The following is a 20,725-nucleotide window of genomic DNA, read 5'->3' on the forward strand; positions in this document are numbered from 1 at the left end:
TTCTATAAATTATTCTAACACGATAAGTAACCGCTTGCAATCTTTTTATTTTTAAGAACACAACTTATTAAATATATCCATTAAAAACCCAATAAACATTGACCGAACGCCGATAAAAACAGGATAATATCTTCTACTTAATTGATCATTCTAATCTGATTCCACCAAAGTTTTAAAAAACATTAAGTGAAACGTTTAACTTGATACAAGTTAAAATGAGCTCCTATATAAAAACAAATTTTATATAGGAGACTCTTTTAAATCATTACCTTGTTTGCATGGAAACAACAACTTGAATTGGCCCCGTCGTATTCTTCACAATTTCCTGCATGTAATTCGCATCAATTTTAAACCCACCTGTCCGATAAGGATTTAACGTTCGTTTAAATGGAACCGATTGCTGATTAATAACAACACTATCCTCCGCTTCATGCCAGCGATAAATCACCTTAAGCGGCGTCGACAAGTAGGCAAAGTCAACCTTCACTTCCCCTAACTCGGCGGGAAGCATAGGGTCTAAAATCAACGCTTGCTTTTCTACTTGAATCCCGATGAGATGAGTGAAAAATTGGTTCAAATAAATGCCTGGTCCACTAGAATAAATTCGCCATCCGCCTTTTACAAGACGATCTCCCGTTTTTAATTCAGAAAAATGAGTTGCTGCTTCATAGCGTGTATCAAACTTGCCATCAGAGCTGCTAAAGTATGCATTGCTTTGTCTGATTTCCGCATTTGCAACATAGTCCGTCAATAAAATAGGATTGATTGTTGAGAGCGCCTGCCACATTTTTTGACCTTCTCCAACTTTTGCTAAGGCTTCTGAATAACGAATATGCGCATGAACGTATTGCAACCCTATTTCTCGACCAAAGTTTGCAGCTTGTTCCGCACGTTTAAAGTATTGACTAACGCCACCTTGGTAATTCGCCGGTTGACTCATCAAATGAACACCATCAGGGAACAATAAATTTTCTTCAATTAGCGCCATATGGTGACGCATCTCTGTTGGAGTCAATAATTCACTAATCATACTTCTTGTCATTGGCAACAAACGATAATCGATCTGCGTTTTTTGATCCGTTGGATGCACAATATAATCAAAGCTTTCACCCTCTTTTAACACAAATCCAGGTAACGTTTGATCTTGTAGCATGTATTTTCGGTAATCTTTTTCGACATTTTGGGCCAGTTCCAGCAACTCTTTTGACCATTCTGGGTTTACTTTTTCTATTCCTGTTGCAAATGTTTTTAATGCTTGGTAAGTCAACGCTACCGTCCACGTACTTGCCATATCTTCCTTCAAGCGACTATCGTAAGGCTGTAAGGTATCATCCCAATCGCCATCGCCATAACAAGATAGATACGTTCCCGGTAGAAAATGTGATGTAATATACGCCAGTTCTTTTGCAATATGCTCCTTCACACTTTCCTTAAAGCCCGTTGCTTTTTTATCCTTGCGTGACATGTATGGAACTTCTACTTCCAAAATCGAAACATCCCCAGTTGCTACCAAGTAATCGCCAATTACTTTTAACGGCCAGACAATAATATCCCCGTGACTTTCATCTGCCATTACTTCTTCGTAACGATCAAACATAAACCATTGAGGCCAATTGCCATCCTCAACAAATTGATGTGCAAAAATCATCGTTAAAATTTCCCTTACCACATCAAAACGTTGCGTTGCCATAAAGAATTCGATTGGACCTTGACAGACGTCCCTTGTTCCCCAAGCGGCTCCACCAAACTGTTCCAACCCATGTGGGACCAAGTAGTGAATTAACATATTGTGGGTATACCACCAAACAATGGTATTGTATCGCTCTATTTCAGTGTTTGGCGTCTCTGATGTCAAATTAAAATGACGATGCAAATCTGCTAAATAAAGACGATACGCTTCTGTTGCTTCATTAAAAGACTCTGGTGAAACAGCGTTTAACTCACCTTCTAAGCTAGCTGAAATCGTAATACTAAGCTCGCTCACCTGTTCAAATAATAAGCTTGTCACTGGAATCTGTACTTCTGCAAGCTCTTCTTCAAACCAAAAATCACTGGCAATCCATTTAGCGGTTCCATCACTTCCCCATGCCATTCGATACGTTAGATTCGGATATTTTTGATAAGCTAACGTTGCTTGATTCGGTTTTGCAATTAACTGATTTTCTGTAGCATTCACCTTTATATCAGGCGCATTATCCGTTGCGGTATCATTGACAATAATTTCTTGTGTTACAAGCACTTGATACTTTTTCCCTTGCTTAGAATGAACGGTTAGTGCAACTTCTGACTGAGTCGTTTTTGTATAAACTGTAATGGTAATTAAATCATCCACTAATTGATAATGCCAACGGGCATAATTAAAGCCCATTTCATACGCAGAAGGAATCGCCAGTAATTGATAGCATCCATCTACTAGTAAATAAATACGTTGTCCGCTTGTTTTGAAGGTATTCAACGGATTTCTGGTGTTTGAAATAAAACGGTTCATAGATGTATTCCCTGCCACAATTTGCGACTGAAAGACTCCGTACATATAAGAAGTAGTCGTTAACGTCTCTTCTTTTGCATCAACACTCTTACCACTCATTAAAATGTGTCCATTTGGTCGTTCCATTTCCAATTCTTTATTTGCAAGTACCACATGTTCATTCGACTCTGTAAAAAAGGAACTGACTTGACCTGCTAAGAATTCTTCTAACTTTCTTGCGGGGAAAAGTTGGTCTACTTGCCCATTACTCAGCTCTTTTCCATTCAAAACTCCACTAATTTGAGAATTTTTAGTCGCTTTTTCAATTGAAACAAAGCTCCCTTTAGTTTGCTGAATTTCTTGATATTTCTCTAAGATAAGCGCTTTATTTTCAATCGTTTCGATTTTTAAAGGATGATCCTCTAGTATCATGCCGTAAAAATTAACCTTTTGTTGCTGAAGCAAGACGATTGGTTTCGTTTGTAGCGCTACGTATGCAAACTCATATTGATACACACGATCTTCCAATTGTTCTTTTGCTAAAATAGCAGGAACATTCGTCCCTTTATAGCTTTTCCCAAAAAATTGAAACCCATCGGTTGAAAAATGCGCAGCTCCCGTTAAAGAACCTTGCTGTAGGTATGGATTTTGACCATTTTGAACTTGATTTTGCCTAGAAGCCACTGCCACACCCAAATCATCAGATAACACACGGTGGTCAACGTATTGCGAAACATAAGCCTCGTTTGCCAGTAACGAATCAGGTGTAGCTAAACCTATATCTTGTCCATAAACAACATCAACAACATGCCCGCTTCCTGAAAGCAAAATATCCCAAAACCAAATTCCAGCATCCGTCAATGAAAAAACGACTTCATAAGCAATATCTAAAATTGTGCCTTGCCATTTCAACTGATTTTCCCCAACGGACATGTGTCCTTTGGCAGCTCCTCCAATTAATGGAAAAGCTTGAATGGCTGTAAGATCATCTAAAATACGAAGGTAAATCCCATTCATTGATCCATCAATGACATTTCCTTTTACTTGATTTAACTGAATTCCTTGGTGCTCCACTTGATATAAATCCCCAGTTGGCAAAAAATTAAAAGTCGTTTTGCCATTTTTCAATACTCTATTTTCCACTACTTACACCTCAATTTTTGACTGTTATCGTTTTCGCTCGTACTTCTAAACTATTGCTTCCCACCATTACTACAAATTCACCAGCATCTGCTTTCTTTTCTAAGTTCACATGGATATATGCCAGTTCCTCTACTGAAATTTCCCATGTTACCAACTTACTTTCACCTGCTGGAACGACGCATGTTTCAAAGCCTTTTAATTCCTTCATTGGACGAACAACTTCTCCAACAATGTCTCGGACATACCATTGAACCGTTTCCGTTACCGGTTGATTGCTATTGTTTTGAAGCGTGACACTTGCACTGATTTTGCCATCTAGCCCAATCGTTTCTTCTTGAATCACTAAATCTTGATAACTTACCTTATCGTAGCTTAAACCGTAACCAAAAGGATACAACGGTTCATTTGAAACATCTAAATATTTTGATACGTATTTGTTATCAGCATCATTCGCATCAATGGGACGTCCCGTATTAAAATGATTGTAATAAACTGGAATTTGTCCAACATTTCGAGGGAAACTCATTGTCAATCTACCTGTTGGCGCGGTTTCACCAAATAAAATTTCCGTAACAGCTTGAGCTCCTTTAGTTCCCGGGAACCACGCCTCGACTAATCCATCAGATAACTCCGCTACTTCTGTTAAATCAAGTGGTCGGCCATTAAATGTCACTACAACAATTGGTTTACGATGTACTTTCAACTCACGTAACAACGTCAATTGAGCATCTGGCAACTGAATATTTGTACGACTACTTGCCTCGCCACTCATATCAGCTGTTTCACCTAAGAAGAGGATTATTTTATCTGTTTTTTCTGCAGCTTTATGAGCAGCTGTTAACTCCTCATCCGTCAGCTCCCAAATGCCTGAAGTAGCAACAAATTCAATGGATTCCTTACGCTTGCTTACCACTTCTTTAATGGTTTCGGTTTCGCTTGGATTCCCTTTCCAGCTCCAGTTCCCTAAAAGATCATGATACTCTACAAAAGGTCCGACAAACGCTACTTTTTCTTGTTTTTGAAGAGGGAGTACATTCTGTTTATTTTCCAGTAAGACAATAGATTCTCTAGCTGCTTGTAGCGCAATCTCTTGATGTTCTTTACTAAAAACAAGAGCAGCTTCTTGCTCTTCATTTGCTCCACGATAGGGGTTTTCAAATAACCCTAAATCATTTTTCAGCTCTAAAATTCGTAATACAGCCTCATCAATTAACTCAGTCGAAATTTTGCCTTCTGTTACTAATTCTTTTAAGAAATGTTGGTAACAAAATGCCATCATTTCAATATCAACACCGGCTTCAAGTGACAACGCGGCGGCTTCTTTTTCATTTGCTGCAACGCCATGTGCAACAACTTCTTTAGTTGCTGCCCAATCAGAAATCAAGACGCCTTTAAAACCAAATTCTTTACGTAAAATATCCCGGTTTAAATAGCGGTTAGCTGTCGCTGGAATGCCATCTACAGTATTAAAGGCTGTCATCACTAATTTACACCCTGCCTCTAGCGCTGCTTGATAAGCTGGCAAGTAAGACTCTCTTAACTGACGGTCTGACATGTTAACGGTATTGTACTCACGCCCGCCTTCTGGTGCACCATACGCAGCAAAATGTTTGACACACGCCGCAATTGTTAATGGGTCATTAGCCAAGTCCCCTTGATAGCCTTCAACAAAGGCTTTCGCATACAATTGATTCAAGTAAGGATCTTCTCCCGTACTCTCCATGACACGTCCCCAACGTGGATCTCGAACTAAATCAACCATTGGCGAAAAAGTAACATGTAATCCTGAAACAGCTGATTCAACTGCTGCCACCTGTGCGGTTTTCTTAACTAATTCTGGATTCCAACTTGAAGCTAAACCTAACGGAATCGGGAAAATGGTCCGATAACCATGAACAATATCTGCCATAAATAGCAATGGAATTTTCAGGCGATTTTTTGCTAAATATTTTGACTGCGCTTCCATTGTTGCCTTTGCTCCAGACAATCCTAAAACAGATCCCGCCTCATAGACACTTTTTTCCGTTAATCCTACTTCGGTCATTGGTCCTGTAATTTCTGCTTCTTCTTCTGTATAAAAATTTCCTGTTAATTGTTGTAATTGTCCAATCTTCTCTTCTAATGATAACTGCGCCACTAAGTTTACTAATTCTGTTTGCTTCAAAAAAGTCATCTCCTTATTTTTATCGAAACGTTTCGATTGAGTTTGATTCTATTGTAAATGGTTAACGATTTTATTGCAAGCCCTTTCTTTTTAATTTTAACTCAAAAAAAATAACCTTAGTCAGCTATCTTGCTACACTAAGGTTTTCCTTATTTATCTAGTTTGAAAAATTTTTATTGTTAAATTTTTGATGATACTGGTCATTCGCCCACTGACACCACTCTAATTCTGCTAAATCCATGTCATAACGGCGTTTGCAAATTAAATAACGTCCAAATGACGATTCCCAACCTTCACCTGTTAAATCAGCACCAAACTGTTCGTCAATTTCATCTAACGTTTTCTTATGAATTGTTGCTAACTTTTGAAAATAGGCTTGTCGTTCTTGGAAAAGCTCTTCAACACGCTTAGGATCAATCATCGAAATAGCGTATAACTTTCCTAAAAATTCATCTCTTGTAATGGGTTTAGCTGTTTTCCCTTGAATCCACTCTTGTAAGAATTCTTTTCCTTCATCTGTAATGGAATAGATTTTTTTATGAATTGGGTCATTTTCTGAAATATAGACAACATACCCTAATTTTTCGAGCTTATTTAAGAGCGGATAAATCTGACTGTGATGTGCCTGCCAAAATAATTCTAAGTATCCTTTTAATTCATAACCAGAGCATGGTTTACGAACTAGCATACTGAGTAATGTATAGCCTAATGAATTCATGATGACCCTCCTCTAATCCTTACACTTTTCTCTCTCTAGTATAACATGATTTTAAAAAAAGCAAACTATTATGTCAATATTTATATATGTAAATATTGACATAATAAAAAGAGTCTTCTATACTAATAAATAGATATACAAGGAGGAATACAAGTGAAAGAAAATCAAGATTATTTGAATGAATTAAATGAACTGCCTGTCGAAAAGCAGGAAAGTGTTTTAAAAGGGTTATTAAAACAACCAAAACCAGCTTGGGCTGTTGCCTTTGCTTGCGTTATTGCCTTTATGGGCATCGGTTTAGTTGATCCCATTTTAAAATCAATTTCTGAACAACTACATGCAACCCCTGCACAAACCTCATTATTATTTACAAGTTATATGCTTGTTACCGGTATTGTTATGCTCTTTTCTGGCTTTATTTCAAGTCGAATTGGTGCAAAGCGAACTTTATTATATGGGCTAGTTATTATTATTATCTTTGCAATTTTAGGTGGACTTTCTAATTCTGTTGGTCAACTTGTTGGCTTTCGTGCCGGCTGGGGATTAGGAAATGCTTTATTTATTTCAACTGCTTTATCTGCAATTGTTGGTGTAAGTGTTGGTGGAACCGAACAATCGATTATTATGTATGAAGCTGCAATGGGGCTAGGAATGTCTGTTGGGCCTTTACTAGGAGGAATTTTAGGTAGTTTTTCTTGGCGTGCACCGTTCTTTGGCGTTGCAACCTTAATGGCTGTCGCTTTTATTTCCGTAACCATTTTATTAGAAAAAATTCCAAAACCTGAGAAAAAAGTCGGTTTTTGGGATGCTTTACGCGCTTTAAAACATAAAGGTTTATTGATTACAGGAATTACTGCGCTTTTCTATAATTTCGGTTTCTTTACTTTATTGGCCTATTCGCCTTTTAGAATGGAAAGTTACAGCGCGATGCAAGTAGGTTTCGTCTTCTTTGGCTGGGGACTTTGTTTAGCTATCTCCTCTGTTTTCCTAGCACCAAAATTACAAGAAAAATTCGGCACTAAAAACATGATGTATACCGCATTGCTATTATTTGCCTTTGATTTAATGATTATGGGCTTTGGTGCGAATAACAGTACTGTCATTTCCGTTTGCATCATTATTGCTGGTCTTTTCCAAGGGATTAACAACACTTTAATCACCACTGCCGTAATGGAAGTCGCACCCGTTGAACGTTCAATCGCATCTTCTGCTTACAGCTTTATTCGTTTTACAGGTGGCGCTTTGGCTCCTTGGTTAGCTGGAAAATTAGCTGACTGGTATAATCCTCACGTTACTTTCTGGTTTGCAGCAGCAGCCGTTGCTGTTGGCGCACTTGTCTTATTTGCTGGACGTCGTTATTTAGATAATATTGAATAGATTGGGGAAGATTTTATGAATTTATTAGTACCTATGGATATGGATGAAACATCGAAACATGCGTTGCAAGAAGCTATTAAACTAGCAAAAAGTTTTAAAGAACAAGGAAAAATCACAATTTTACACGTTATCAATCGAGAAATTGCTCCTGATGCTGTTGAAACAACGGTTGACTTAGAGTCAAAACTTCACGAAGAAACAAATGCTTACTTAACTAAAGTTAAAAACGTAGTTGAAAAAGCTAATTTAGCGGTAGAAATCGTAGCTCTTGAAGGATTTGCAGCCACTAAAATTCTTGATTTTGAAAAAAAAAATCCCGTTGATTTTATCGTTATCGGTCATCATAATCGTAAAGGTTTGGATCGAATCGTTGTTGGAAGTGTTTCTAAAAAAATTATTCACGATGCAGCTTGTCCCGTTATCGTTGTAAAATAAAACTATTTAAAAAACGTCAAAGGATTTAAACATCCTTTGACGTTTTTTAATGCTAGCTTTTGTTTCCATTCCCGGTCCAAATAAAACATTCCAAATTTTCTTTTACACAATCTATCGCCGTCTCTATTTTTATATTTTTCTTTTTTGCTAAATAATTAAAAGTGTTCGTTAGCATCTCTACATAATTCCCCACTTGAATGGCTCGTTCTACCGCCCAGTTCATCGCCTCAATTCCGTCTGATTCAACGAGTAAACGGTTTAAGGGAACTTTTTCAACCACTTGTTTTACTGCGGCATCTGTTGCAAAAGAGGGGCCGATTGAAAAATAACAATCTTGTTCTATATATGCATCTAGATGGCCCATACTGGAATACCAATGAACCAAATAACGATTAGGGTACTCTTTTATTATTTCGGCAATTTCTTTTTCCATTCCTTTTGTATGGAGAATCACTGGCTTTTTATGTGTTACTCCATATGCCAACTGTTGTTTAAAAATAGTCATTTGAACATCCATATCTACCTCACACCAAACAGAATCCAAGCCAATTTCACCGATAACGGCAACTTGTTGGAAGCATGTTTCCATCTCTTTCCAGTCACTTTCACCTGCCTTCCACGGGTGAATCCCAGCGCTTAGAATTACTTTTGAATCCTTACATAGTCGTTTTTGATGCTGATCAAATTCAGCTTTTGAGTCACAATTTAAGATTCCAAAAATAGATTCGTCCTTTAACAAGGAGTAAAAATCGGTTTGTGTTATATGAAAATGTGCATCACTTAGCATTTTTACCTTACCGCCTTTTTAAATCGTGATAAATTTCAGCTCTTAACGCAAGATTTTCAGTACCTTCTTTACGCGCGTCATTAGATGTTTCGCTATTAAATTCTTTTCTTATTTTAGAAGGACTACCTCCTACTATTAAAATTCGATCTGATAAATAAAGAGCCTCATCAATGTCATGAGTCACTAGAAGTACCGTTTTATTCACTGTTTGTCTTAAGGTCCGCAACCACTCTTGCATTTCGCCTCGCGTAATCACGTCTAACGCTCCAAAAGGTTCATCTAGCAGGAGAATATCTGCATCACAACGCACCGTTCTTAAAAAAGCGACTCGTTGCCGCATCCCACCAGACAACTCACTAGGATATGCATTTTCATAGCCTTTCAAACCAAACGCTTCAAGCTGTTGCATCACTTCTTCTTGACTGTATTTTTCTTTATGAATGCGCTGGTATAAGCAGACATTTTGTAACACCGTCTCCCATTCTAATAAAAGGTCTTCTTGAGGCATATAGGAAAATTTTAAAGACAATCCCTCCACTGCTTTCCCATCTACTAAAATGCGGCCGTTTTGCTTTTGTTTCAGACCCGTTAACAACTTTAAAATAGTGGATTTTCCGCAGCCACTAGGTCCTAAAATGGTGACAAATTCTCCTTTATCAACTTGAAAGGAAAGCTCTTCAATAATTTTCTTCTTTGAATAAGCGAACGAAATAGATTCAACCCTTAATTTCATATCACTCACCCTCACTCAAAAATTGATTTGTGTACTGCTCATCTGCAGCAATTTTTTTAGGAATCAAGTTATTATCAAACAGAAAATCTGTATACCCATCCCAAATTTCAGCCTTCATTTCTCCCCATTTTTCAGGATTTTCACAATAATTTTTTGACACAAAACGTTGCGATTTTTTTAAGAATTCACTATCATAATCACTCGCATATTCATGAAGAATTTCTGCTGAAGCATCTGGATTTTTAATCGCTTCCTGATATCCTTTTTTGGTGGCTGCTAAAAATGCTGTAACTGTAGCTGGATCTTCATCAATCATTTTTTTATTCGTTATGATGACGGGTGTGTAATAATCTAAACGCTTATCTAACGTTCGCAAAGGCAGATAGTTTAACTTTGCATTAGCCATTTCAGCCTTAACGTTATCCCAACCTTCGTAAAACCATTTGTTGTCTACGTCTTTACCTAATGAATCAAATCCACCACCAGCATCTCCTACTAATGTCAGTTTGTTGAAATCTGCACCAACATTGTTCATAACTGCTTTGATGGTCGCTTCTTCACTTGGCGCTTGCCAACCAGAATAAACTTTTCCTTCAAAATCTTTCGGACTTTTAATGCCACTATTTTTAGCACTCGCAAAGCCGGAAGTGTTGTGTTCCATAATCGTAGCAATCGTCTTAATCGGTAATTTATCCTCTGAAGTCAATGCATAAGTAACATCTTCTTGATAACTGATCCCAAATTGACCTTTTCCCGTTGCAACTAAAGTAGCTGAAGTGTTTTCGTTACCAGGCTCAACAAATTGAACATTTAAACCCGCTTTTTTATAGTATCCCTTTTTCAAGGCTACATACATTCCCGTATGATTTGTATTTGGCACAAAATCTAAAATAACGGTCACATCTTTTAACTTTTTGGCTTCTTGACTCTTTTTCGACTCCTGACTACATCCAACCAAACTGCCGATGAAAATAAATGCTATTATTGCTACTACTATTTTTTTCATATTCTTTTTCCCCTTTTTAAATAAACCAATTTTTCAAGCAATTTTACTACACCATTCATAAACAAACTCAATAAAATAATGACCACTACGCAGGCAAATACCTTATCTAACATGTACCCATTTTTCACTCGAATCATGTAATAGCCCAAGCCTGCTGAAGCGTTTAGCCACTCTCCTACAATCGCACCACCAATGCAATATGTTGCTGCAACACGTAAGCCAGAAAAAAATCCGCCAATCGCTGCTGGGATTTTAACCAATCGATACAATTGCCCCTTACTTGCACCAAACGTTTTGAGTAAATTTAATTGCGCCACTTCAACTTTCCCTAAAGCATCTGAAAATGAAACGACCATTGGAAAAAAACACATCAAGATCACCATTACAATTTTAGGTGCCATACCAAAACCCAGCCAAATCGAAAATAGCGGTCCTAAAATCATCACTGGAATGGTTTGGGAAACAACAAAATGGGGGTAAATTGAAAACTTAATCGTTTGAGAAGCATCCATTATTAGCGCCATTCCAAAAGCTAATACACTGGCAATTACTAATCCAATCGTTGCCTCAGTCAATGTAACGACTCCATGCATCGCCAATATCGAACGGTTCTCAAACAATGTCTTCATAATTTTAGAAGGCGCTGGCAAAATATACAATGGAATTCCGCCAATGGAAACTAGTATTTCCCAAATCACTAAGACTACAATAAAGGTCACTAGGGGATAGACTAACGTTTTCTTTTTCATACATACTAACTCCTAACCAATAAAAAAACTGCGCCCACGGAAAGTAGGCACAGTAAAAGAACACGTTCACTCCCTACGATGGTACTAACCAACAGGTTCAACGGGTCTAAGCTCACAGCTTACTCTCAGGCCATTTATGACCTCCCCACGCTTTATATTAAGTTTATTTTAATTGACACAAGTGTACTATAAAAAAATAGGGATTACAATAAGAAAAAATAATCAACACTTCTAAACAGATGATATCTACATTTAAACGAGTTTTTTAACAACACTTATAGATTTGAAAACCTTCTAAAGGCTAACAGGAACTACCAATAAAGTAAAAACGTCACGGAACACTCATTCCATGACGTTTTATTTTTCTTCTAATCTTGCTTTATCTGATTTAAATTCCAAATAATCTTTAAAATCTTCAATCAAATAGGCTTGCGTTTCTTCTGCTAATCCGTGGGTTTTAAGCAAAATAAATTGGCTCAATTCCTCTATACATTCTTGTTCTTTTGAATAGTGAATATTATTTTCGTTAATTAATGTTGAAATACTAACATTAAAAAAATCAGCAACTTTTTGCAATCGGTCAACTGAAGGAGATTGGTTCTCCCACTTGCGAATAGTACTATTTCCAAAATTTAAGGTGCGCTCTAATTCTGCAATTGAAATCTTTTTCTCTTTTGCTAATAATCTTATTTTTTCATAAATACTCATTTTATCAACCTTCCTAGCTATACAAACTAAAAAAGTTTAGCTAATATTCTAAAATATTTTGACTTTTAGAATATCAACCGTTATAATAAGTTTGTAGGCATAGTTTTATATAACTGTTGTGTCTTGGCGGACAAAGTAATAACAAATAAAACAATAAACGGGTTATTGGAACCAATTGGTTATCACTACTATGCTTACATCATACCATATGTTATAATTCAATTCAATATTCGAAGAATATAGTATAAGATAATTAACTTAGTTGTTTTCTGAATTCTTTTTTATTTTATCTGCTTTAAATTCCAAGTAATCCTTAAAATCCTGAATCAAATACGCTTGCGTTTCTTCTTTTAAATCACTTGTTTGTAACAAAATAAATTGGCTTAATTCACTAGCGTAGTTATTTTCTTGCTCATTTAGTAACATTGAAATGGACACATTAAAATAATTTGCTACCTTATGTAGACGATCAACTGATGGTGATTGTTTTTCCCATTTTCGAATGGTACTATTTCCAAAATGCAGTGTTCGCTCTAGTTCTGCGATGGTTACTCCTCTTTGTTTTGATAAAAATTTAATTTTTTCATAGATATTCATTGGCTCACCTTTCTACTCACGCAACCGCTTAAAAAATAGTGGTTTTTTAAGCGCTTATCATGTGTTGTTTATATAGTTTATTGTGTTTGGCGGATAAGCTGTATTTAATTAACAGTAGTTATATTATAACATACCTTATGTTACCTTTCAAACAAATAAAAAAAGGACATTAAATAGATTTCTCTATCAAATGTCCTTTTTTCTACTCTAATTCAATCCCATTTGTCGCAATTACTTTTTTATACCAATAGAATGATTTTTTAGCTGAACGATCTAAGGTTCCATTTCCATCATTGTCTTTATCAACATAGATAAAACCATAACGTTTTTTCATTTCCCCAGTGCCAGCACTGACTAAATCTATACAGCCCCATGGCGTATAACCCCAACATTCAACGCCATCTGCAATCGCTTCACCCATTTCACGAACGTGCTCCCGTAAATAATCAATCCGGTAATCATCATTGATACTTCCATCTGCTTCCACAACGTCAACGGCACCTAATCCATTTTCCACTACAAACAAAGGTTTTTGGTAACGATCATAAATTGCATTCATCGTCACTCTTAATCCAAGTGGGTCAATTTGCCAGCCCCATTCGCTTGCTTTTAAATAGGGGTTTTTTAATGTAGCAAATACATTGCCTTCTGTTTGACTGTTAACTTCTGGATCAGCACTTGTTAAGCGTGATGAGTAGTAACTGAAAGAAACATAATCAACTGTATTTTCTTTCAATACTTCTAAATCACCTGCTGCTATATCTAAAGAAATATTGTTTTCTTTGAAGAAGCGTTTGCTATAACTTGGATAATACCCACGCGCCTGAACATCAATAAAGAAGTAACCTTCGCGATCTGCTTCAAGAGCTGCCCAAACATCTTTTGGATTACAGGTATTTGGATAGGTGGTTCCAGCTGCCAACATACAACCAATTTTATTTTCCGGATCAATTTCATGTCCTAATTTTGTTGCTTTAGCAGATGCTACTAATTGATGATGCGCTGCTTGATACTTAGCTTGCATCGGGTTTTCTTCATCGCTAACATCCATACCGCCACCGAAAAATGGAATGTGTAAAATCATGTTGATTTCATTAAATGTCATCCAGTATTTTACTTTTCCTTTGTAGCGTTTAAAAATGACGTCACAATAATTTAAATAAAAATCAACTAATTGACGGTTTTTCCAACCACCATAATTTTCAAATAAAGCGACCGGCGTATCAAAGTGGTTAATTGTAACCAACGGTTCAATTCCATATTTATGACATTCGTCAAATAAATCATCATAAAATTTCAATCCTGCTTCATTAGGCGTTTTTTCATCTCCATTTGGAAAAATACGTGCCCAACAAATCGATGTTCTAAATGTTTTAAAACCCATCTCCGCTAACATTTTTAAATCTTCTTTATAACGATGATAAAAATCGATTGATTGATGACTCGGATAAAAATCATATGTTGTTGCGATTGCTTCTTTTGGATTTGTCAACGCATCCCAACGACCATGAGCCGCATCAGGTAAAATATCAACTGGTGATAACCCTTTCCCGTCTTCTAAATATGCACCTTCACATTGATTAGCAGCAACTGCACCGCCCCATAAAAAATCTTTTGGAAAATTTGATTCTACTTTACTCATTTTAACTGCCCCCTTAATCTATTTACATGTCTCTGTTTAATTTTGTTTACGGCTTCATCCTATCATATGTAATGCATTACATGTCAAATTAGTTTTTTAAATAAAAAAACTAACAAGAAAAATCTCATTAGCTTTCTTAAACAACTATTTTATTTTGTGTAATATCCGGTAAAATCAATATTCGCGTCAAGCATTCCATCATATCCTTCTAACTGATAGTCACTTGCAAATTGCCACATACCGGTTAAAATTTCAGGTTTTTCATCCGCCCAATAAGCGACCCAATAATTTTTAGTTCTCAACTGTTCTGTATAGAAGCGAGTACCATACCATGATAGTGACGCATACATATCAATTTTCGGATACCCATTTTCAATCATTCGATCAAAGAAGGCATTTGCTTGATTTGTTAATGCCAATGGATCTGTTGTTAAAACATTATTTTCTAAATCGAGTGCCATAACAGAGTCTTTCGGAACATCGTATTGATTCGCAATTTTAGTAAACCAATCCGCTTCTTCTTTTGCATTTTCAACACTGTTCATCCAGCTAAAGTGATAAAAATTCACTTTTAAACCAGCTGCCGTAGCTTTTTTTATTTGCTCTTTGGCTTCTGGACTATAATAGGGTGCATTGTCTTCCATACCCTCTGTTAATTTGATAACCACTGCTTCAATACCTTGCTCTTTCCATTTGTTAAAATCAATGTCGCTTGCTTTTTGATAACTTGAAATATCAATTACATTGGGTTGCCATTGAGTCGTTTTTTGACTGAAATTCACTTTAGGAATAGCACTCTCTATTGTTGTTGCTTCAACTTGGAGACTCTTCATTCCACTTAATAAAACCACTAATCCTAAAATAAAAACGAGCTTCTTTTTCATTATTATTCTCCTTTTCACAATATTTTATTTTCTATCTATAGTTATTTTAAGTTATATAGTATCATTTTTAAAGTTATTATTTTGCGTTCTAGTATGAAAAAAGACCATTTATTCAACTAAAAAAAGGATTGTCTCGTTAATAGACAACCCTTTTGATTTATTAAAAAATTAAAATACGACGACTGGAATTCCAGCTTCAACCATATCATACAGTTGTGTCATAATCGCTGGTGGTGTGTTAATACACCCGTGTGAACCCACCGTTTGATACAGAGTTCCTCCATAAGCTGGTTGCCATGGTGAATCATGAATACCTACACCGGTTGTATCAATTGGCATCCAATGATCAACTGGCGTTGCATAATCTTCACCACGTAACGTTGCGTTACGTTCTTTATTCCAAACACTAAAGACCCCTGGTGGCGTTGGCGTAGCAGGTTTCCCTGTTACAACATCCGTATCTAAGACTTTCGCGCCATCTTTATAATACCACATGTGTTGGCTAGCTAAATCAACCTCGATATACGTATTGCCTATATCGTTGCGTCCATAGCCAGAACCACTTACAATTGGCTTACGATCGGTTAAATTTTTTTCAGCTAAAATATCTTTTGCTAATGCAGGTGCTTCATCTTCCGCATTGAGTGTCCATCCGTAAATACCTGGTGGGACTTGAACTTCTCCACGGTTAGTACTTTTGAATGTTCTAGTTTTTTTATATGTGCTATATTGATTGCTTAATTCAGTCACATATTTTTCCACTCCAGCTTCGTCTACTGAAACTTCCCCTTTATCATTTTCACCTAACCAACTCAACAAAGTTTCGTGGGGAACTGTTACGGATTGACCACTAATATTGTAGGTAATGGTTTGCTTACTTAATGATTCTAATTTCGCTAAACGTTCTTTTAATGCTTTGTCATTTGAATAAACAGTTGGTTTTTGATACGTGTCATCTAAAGAAATATCTGTTTTTCCTTCATCGATACTGGTCTTCAACCACGCTTTCACTTTAGCTTCATCAAAAGTATTTCCTAAAACTTCTTTTTTGATTGTAAATCCAGTTGCAGTTTTTTCAACTTTTGCATTTTCCGGCTTCACGCGTTCTGAGCCCTCCAAAGGTAGTTGAGCAAAGAAAGCATCAAAGGTTGCTTCATTGAATGTAACATCCTTCATCTCTTTCTTATCCCCTTTAGAACCCATCATTCGCATCGGCCATGACCAAGGATTTTGCTTCCCTTTCAAACTTTCAAGATTTTTAGTAAAGTCATCTGTAATTCCTATTTCTTGACCTTTAAATGAAAACAACTCTTTTCCATTTTCTGTCACTTTAAAAACTTTATCTTGGTAATGATTCTTTAAAGCAGCATTTGCTTCAGAAATTGTTTTATTTTCAATGGCAACGCCATCAACAACTGTCTTTGGAAGAAACTTGGTTTGATACCCCATACTCTTAAAACTGTAAAAACCTACTATTAGAATAAGGATTGCTAAAATTACACCAATCGTCGTTTTCTTCATACTCATTGATTTCATTCCTTTTTTAGCAACGGGTAATTGCTTGATTTTCTATGCGCTTATTTTAGTAATTGCATAGTTCTATTTTATCATTTTTTAAAAACATATTAAACAATTATAACACATCTACCGTTATCTTTTAACATTCTTAAGTAATTTGTCACTTTTAGCCCCAATTATGTCAAACGATGAATTTTTTCAATAACTTGCTTCATTTCTGTAAAACTTGGAACTTTAGACACCCAAATACAGGAAAGATCATTTGGAAAGTCTAAATTCTGATTTGTTATCACTAAATCCGGCTGTAATAAAATAATTTCATCAATAGCAGAAGGTTTGTCACAATAATCGACTAATTCAATAGAACGATTAAGATTAATTTCTAAGTTTTCTCGAACAAACTGAAGCCAAATAGGGTAACTATTCAAAGCTAAAACAACCAATCTCTTATCTCGTTGATGTTGTGATTGACAAGCAATCATTAGCAATGTCAATTCAATCATCACGTCACTGTAATAAGGAATCTCCCCTAATAGTTCCTTTGGAAGCAGAAAACTGTCTTTTTTTATTACCTCTACCCATTCCCGATAGCTTACTGCAATCTCTTCACTGATTCCTTCTTCCGTTTTTTGCAACAACTTCGATACTTTTCCTAAGACTACTTTTGTATTTAATAATAGATAACAATGTTCCCCATACACTTTTTCAATCCCATTCAAACCTAATTTTTGACACACTGAAGTGGCAAATTCCATACAGCTCTCGAGCATTTCAATGGTTCCGTTATTAAAAAAGGAATAATGGTAATCCACCACGACTTCAGAAGATAGTGAGGCTTCCAGCAGAATGACAAATAAGAAATTTTGCTCCTCTTTACTTAAGTGAACGTTATTTTCTGATTCTAGACGAATAATCAGTTTCTTCAATGGTTCTTCGTGCTTTACTAATGCCTCTTCATAAAATAACGATAAATACAAATTTGATTGAACATCAATTTCAAGCTTACTATCCAATCTTCTAGCAATAATATAGCTCCAGGACAATGCTAGATCAATTTGAAATCGCTGCTCTTCAAGAATCGATTCAAAAAATTCTTGAAATAATTTAAAATTTTTATTAGTTTCATCTCTTAATGACATTATTTCCGAAGAGCTAAACAATAAACGACTATAAAAATAACGAATATTAATTTCATTTCCTTCAATAATTAATTGCGAAGGATGAATAGCTAAATCAAACTCTGTTAAAATCGTATTTAATTTTTTAAAATATTTTTTTGTTGTATCCTCGCCAATATGTAAAATTTCAGCCCATTCGTTAATTGAACACTTTTTATTCACTAGTAACCCTTTAAGAATTTCTACCATAGGAGATTGATTCAACACTTTTTCATATAACATAGACATTGGCTCATATGGGCATTTTTTTAAATATATCCCTCTTTTTCGAGTCGTTTCAATTTCCCAACCAAACGGAAGTAGACCTCTTATTTTTTCTATATCATTTAAAACAGTACGTTTAGAACACTCTAATTCTATTGCAATTCCGCCGTAGGTTAAGCCAACTTTACCTGATTCTAGTAACTGAAGAATGGTTAATTGACGCCTAATATCTTTTTCAATAATTAACTTTTCAATCGTTTTATTCATTTATAAATCCCCTCAAAATAACAAAACTATATTGCGATAGGTTTTTATTATACTTTATTTACATTAAAAAAAAAGTAGAATTTAAAAAATAAAATTATTTCAATCGTTATTTTTTCATCTTACATTGCAAAAATTCCTTTTTAACTCATTCTGTAATTCCTATATACTAAAGTTAACTTAAAAAAATATTTTTAAGAATCCAGTACAAAAAGGGAGAATACTAAAAATGAAATTAATGAAACCATTTATGTTAGCGGCAACAATCGGGGTAGGTTTGGTTGCATTTAACCAACAAAGTTTTGCACATGGCTACATTTTACAACCTGAAAGTCGAGCCTACAAAGGAACAGCAGCAGGTGGAAATTTAAATAAAAAAGTAGGTCGAGCTCAATGGGAACCCCAAAGTATAGAATCTTTTAAAGGTTTTCCAAATGCATCTAATAGTCCACAAGATGGAAAAATTGCCAGCGCTGGAGTAAGTGGCTTCGAACCAATGGATGTTCAAAATATGAATTGGCATAAAACTGACATTCAAACAGGTAAATTAGACATCACTTGGAATTTGACAGCTCCACACAGCACTCATAGTTGGAACTACTTTATCACAAAACAAGGATGGAATCCAAATGAGCCATTAAAACGTGAAAATTTAGAAAAAATTTCAACAAAAGAAGATTTTGGTTTAATTCCTGAGAAAATCGTTACACAACAAATAACCATTCCAGCAAATCGTACAGGGTATCATGTAATTGTTGGAACGTGGGATATTTCAGATACTCTTAATGCTTTTTATCAAGTAATTGATGTGAATATTAATAACGGTCCCGTTGAAGAAGACAAAGAAGCACCTACCATCCCTACTGAATTAAAAACAACCCATACTGCCTTCAATCAAGTGAATCTTTCTTGGAAAGCATCAACTGATAACATTGGCGTATCAAACTATGAAGTTTTGCGAGATGGAAAAGTCATTGGATCAACAAAAGGAACTACTTTTGAAGATAAAAACGTAACTGAAAAAACAACCTATCGTTATGAAATTCGCGCACTTGACGCAGCTGGAAATGTTTCAAAAAATAGCACTATCTTAACTGTAGCAACACCAGAAAAACCAAAAGAAGACAACGAAAAACCATCAAGCCCTGAAGGATTGATGGCACATATGACAACAGCAACTTCAACTATGTTACATTGGAATGCATCGACAGATAACGTAGCAGTAGCTGGATATGAAATCTATCGTGATGGAAAATCAATAAAAGTAACAACGGATTTAATGTATACTGATAAAGAACTTAAAGAAAATACCACTTATAGCTATAACATTGTTGCCTTCGATGCTGCGGGTAACCGTTCCGCTAATAGCAAAACCATCTTAGTCACAACAAAAGAACAAGAAAAACCTGATCCTTCTACTACTTGGAATCCGAATACTGTTTATTTGTATAATGAAACAGTGACATATAACGGATTAGAGTACAAAGCAAGATGGTGGACACAAGATGAGCAACCAGACATTTCAGAGGTTTGGGAATTAATTACTCCAAATGCTTCAGTTAATTGGAATTCAAGTAAAGCATACACGAGTGGTGATAAAGTAACTTACCAAGGGAAACACTATATTGCCAAATGGTGGAGTCAAACCACTCCTCCTAACAAAACTGACTCATGGATGTTAGAAAAGTAATCACTCGAAGTAAATAAAAACACCTCCGCTAAATTCATTTTTCATGAATGAATTTAACGGGGGTGTTTTATTTAACTATTAACGAAGCAATTAGACAGACTAACATACACACTATAAAAAAAATTTAAAGAACACGACTAAAATCGAATCTCTTTACTTCGATAAATAATCGAAATTAAAAAACCGCGTAAGCATCTTTATGATTGTCTCAGAACAACTGGATATTCCTTAGATAATAGGAGCTACCTTCCTCTCTAATCTCTGTAAGAAGGCACTATATGGATGGATATACTTCATATTTATAGCGCTATCAAATCCGATCAAGCAACAATTTCTAGCACAAAAAAAGCACCTAGTAAAAATTAGATGCTTAAATCAGTTGCGTGGCAACGTCCTACCCTCACAAGGGGAAACCCCTAACTACTATCGGCGCTGAGAAGCTTAACTTCTGTGTTCGGCAT

16 protein-coding genes and 1 riboswitch are annotated in these 20,725 nt (G+C 35.8%); of the genes, 3 read left to right on the top strand and 13 right to left on the bottom strand.

The annotated features are described in order from the left end of the window. Positions 1-265: 265 nt before the first annotated feature. The 3 genes from CDIMF43_RS01655 to CDIMF43_RS01665 form a co-directional block, all read right to left on the bottom strand. On the bottom strand, positions 266-3,610 hold the full coding sequence (locus tag CDIMF43_RS01655; RefSeq protein ID WP_233218275.1) for a GH36-type glycosyl hydrolase domain-containing protein: 3,345 nt from the start codon (positions 3,608-3,610) through the stop codon (positions 266-268). Positions 3,611-3,620: 10 nt separating this feature from the next. Then, a complete protein-coding gene (locus tag CDIMF43_RS01660; RefSeq protein ID WP_109841024.1) occupies positions 3,621-5,774 on the bottom strand; it encodes a glycoside hydrolase family 3 N-terminal domain-containing protein in 2,154 nt (717 codons plus the stop codon). Positions 5,775-5,931: 157 nt separating this feature from the next. Beyond that, a complete protein-coding gene (locus CDIMF43_RS01665) occupies positions 5,932-6,492 on the bottom strand; it encodes a PadR family transcriptional regulator (RefSeq protein WP_074401848.1) in 561 nt (186 codons plus the stop codon). A gap of 153 nt (positions 6,493-6,645) precedes the next feature. Here CDIMF43_RS01665 and CDIMF43_RS01670 point away from each other — a divergent pair, with 153 nt between their 5' ends. Together CDIMF43_RS01670 and CDIMF43_RS01675 are read left to right on the top strand one after the other, a co-directional pair. Next, positions 6,646-7,869, top strand: a complete 1,224-nt coding sequence (locus CDIMF43_RS01670; RefSeq protein ID WP_109841025.1) for an MFS transporter — start codon at positions 6,646-6,648, stop codon at positions 7,867-7,869. Between the two features lie 15 nt (positions 7,870-7,884). Then, complete coding sequence (locus CDIMF43_RS01675; RefSeq protein ID WP_109841026.1) at positions 7,885-8,304, top strand: universal stress protein; 420 nt, start codon at positions 7,885-7,887, stop codon at positions 8,302-8,304. Between the two features lie 52 nt (positions 8,305-8,356). Here CDIMF43_RS01675 and CDIMF43_RS01680 read toward each other — a convergent pair whose 3' ends face one another. The 10 genes from CDIMF43_RS01680 to CDIMF43_RS01725 form a co-directional block, all read right to left on the bottom strand. Beyond that, complete coding sequence (locus tag CDIMF43_RS01680) at positions 8,357-9,091, bottom strand: TatD family hydrolase (RefSeq protein WP_109841027.1); 735 nt, start codon at positions 9,089-9,091, stop codon at positions 8,357-8,359. Between the two features lie 7 nt (positions 9,092-9,098). Beyond that, positions 9,099-9,824 carry an ABC transporter ATP-binding protein gene (locus tag CDIMF43_RS01685; protein WP_074401844.1) on the bottom strand — a complete coding sequence of 242 codons (726 nt, stop codon included), beginning with the start codon at positions 9,822-9,824 and terminating at the stop codon, positions 9,099-9,101. 1 nt (position 9,825) lies between these two features. Continuing rightward, complete coding sequence (locus tag CDIMF43_RS01690; RefSeq protein WP_109841028.1) at positions 9,826-10,830, bottom strand: ABC transporter substrate-binding protein; 1,005 nt, start codon at positions 10,828-10,830, stop codon at positions 9,826-9,828. Beyond that, on the bottom strand, positions 10,827-11,579 hold the full coding sequence (locus CDIMF43_RS01695) for an ABC transporter permease (RefSeq protein ID WP_109841029.1): 753 nt from the start codon (positions 11,577-11,579) through the stop codon (positions 10,827-10,829). Before CDIMF43_RS01695 ends, CDIMF43_RS01690 begins: the two co-directional genes overlap by 4 nt. Before the next feature lie 52 nt (positions 11,580-11,631). Further along, positions 11,632-11,737, bottom strand: a riboswitch (TPP riboswitch). Positions 11,738-11,936: 199 nt separating this feature from the next. Beyond that, complete coding sequence (locus tag CDIMF43_RS01700) at positions 11,937-12,287, bottom strand: helix-turn-helix domain-containing protein (protein WP_074401841.1); 351 nt, start codon at positions 12,285-12,287, stop codon at positions 11,937-11,939. Between the two features lie 258 nt (positions 12,288-12,545). Then, complete coding sequence (locus CDIMF43_RS01705) at positions 12,546-12,884, bottom strand: helix-turn-helix domain-containing protein (RefSeq protein WP_074401840.1); 339 nt, start codon at positions 12,882-12,884, stop codon at positions 12,546-12,548. Positions 12,885-13,086: 202 nt separating this feature from the next. Beyond that, the gene (locus tag CDIMF43_RS01710) at positions 13,087-14,526 is read right to left on the bottom strand and encodes a 6-phospho-beta-glucosidase (protein ID WP_109841030.1); all 1,440 of its coding nucleotides are present in this window, start codon (positions 14,524-14,526) and stop codon (positions 13,087-13,089) included. Between the two features lie 149 nt (positions 14,527-14,675). Then, the gene (locus CDIMF43_RS01715; protein ID WP_109841031.1) at positions 14,676-15,410 is read right to left on the bottom strand and encodes a GH25 family lysozyme; all 735 of its coding nucleotides are present in this window, start codon (positions 15,408-15,410) and stop codon (positions 14,676-14,678) included. Between the two features lie 168 nt (positions 15,411-15,578). Further along, positions 15,579-16,937, bottom strand: coding sequence for a L,D-transpeptidase family protein (locus tag CDIMF43_RS01720; protein ID WP_109841032.1), 1,359 nt, complete (start codon positions 16,935-16,937; stop codon positions 15,579-15,581). A 167-nt stretch (positions 16,938-17,104) separates the two neighbouring features. After that, positions 17,105-18,577 carry a helix-turn-helix domain-containing protein gene (locus CDIMF43_RS01725; protein ID WP_074401836.1) on the bottom strand — a complete coding sequence of 491 codons (1,473 nt, stop codon included), beginning with the start codon at positions 18,575-18,577 and terminating at the stop codon, positions 17,105-17,107. A 226-nt stretch (positions 18,578-18,803) separates the two neighbouring features. On the opposite strand from CDIMF43_RS01725, the gene CDIMF43_RS01730 reads away from it, so the two are divergent. Further along, a complete protein-coding gene (locus tag CDIMF43_RS01730; protein WP_109841033.1) occupies positions 18,804-20,264 on the top strand; it encodes a lytic polysaccharide monooxygenase in 1,461 nt (486 codons plus the stop codon). The last annotated feature ends 461 nt before the right edge of the window (positions 20,265-20,725 follow it).

Source organism: Carnobacterium divergens (assembly GCF_900258435.1).
GTDB classification, from domain to species: domain Bacteria; phylum Bacillota; class Bacilli; order Lactobacillales; family Carnobacteriaceae; genus Carnobacterium; species Carnobacterium divergens_A.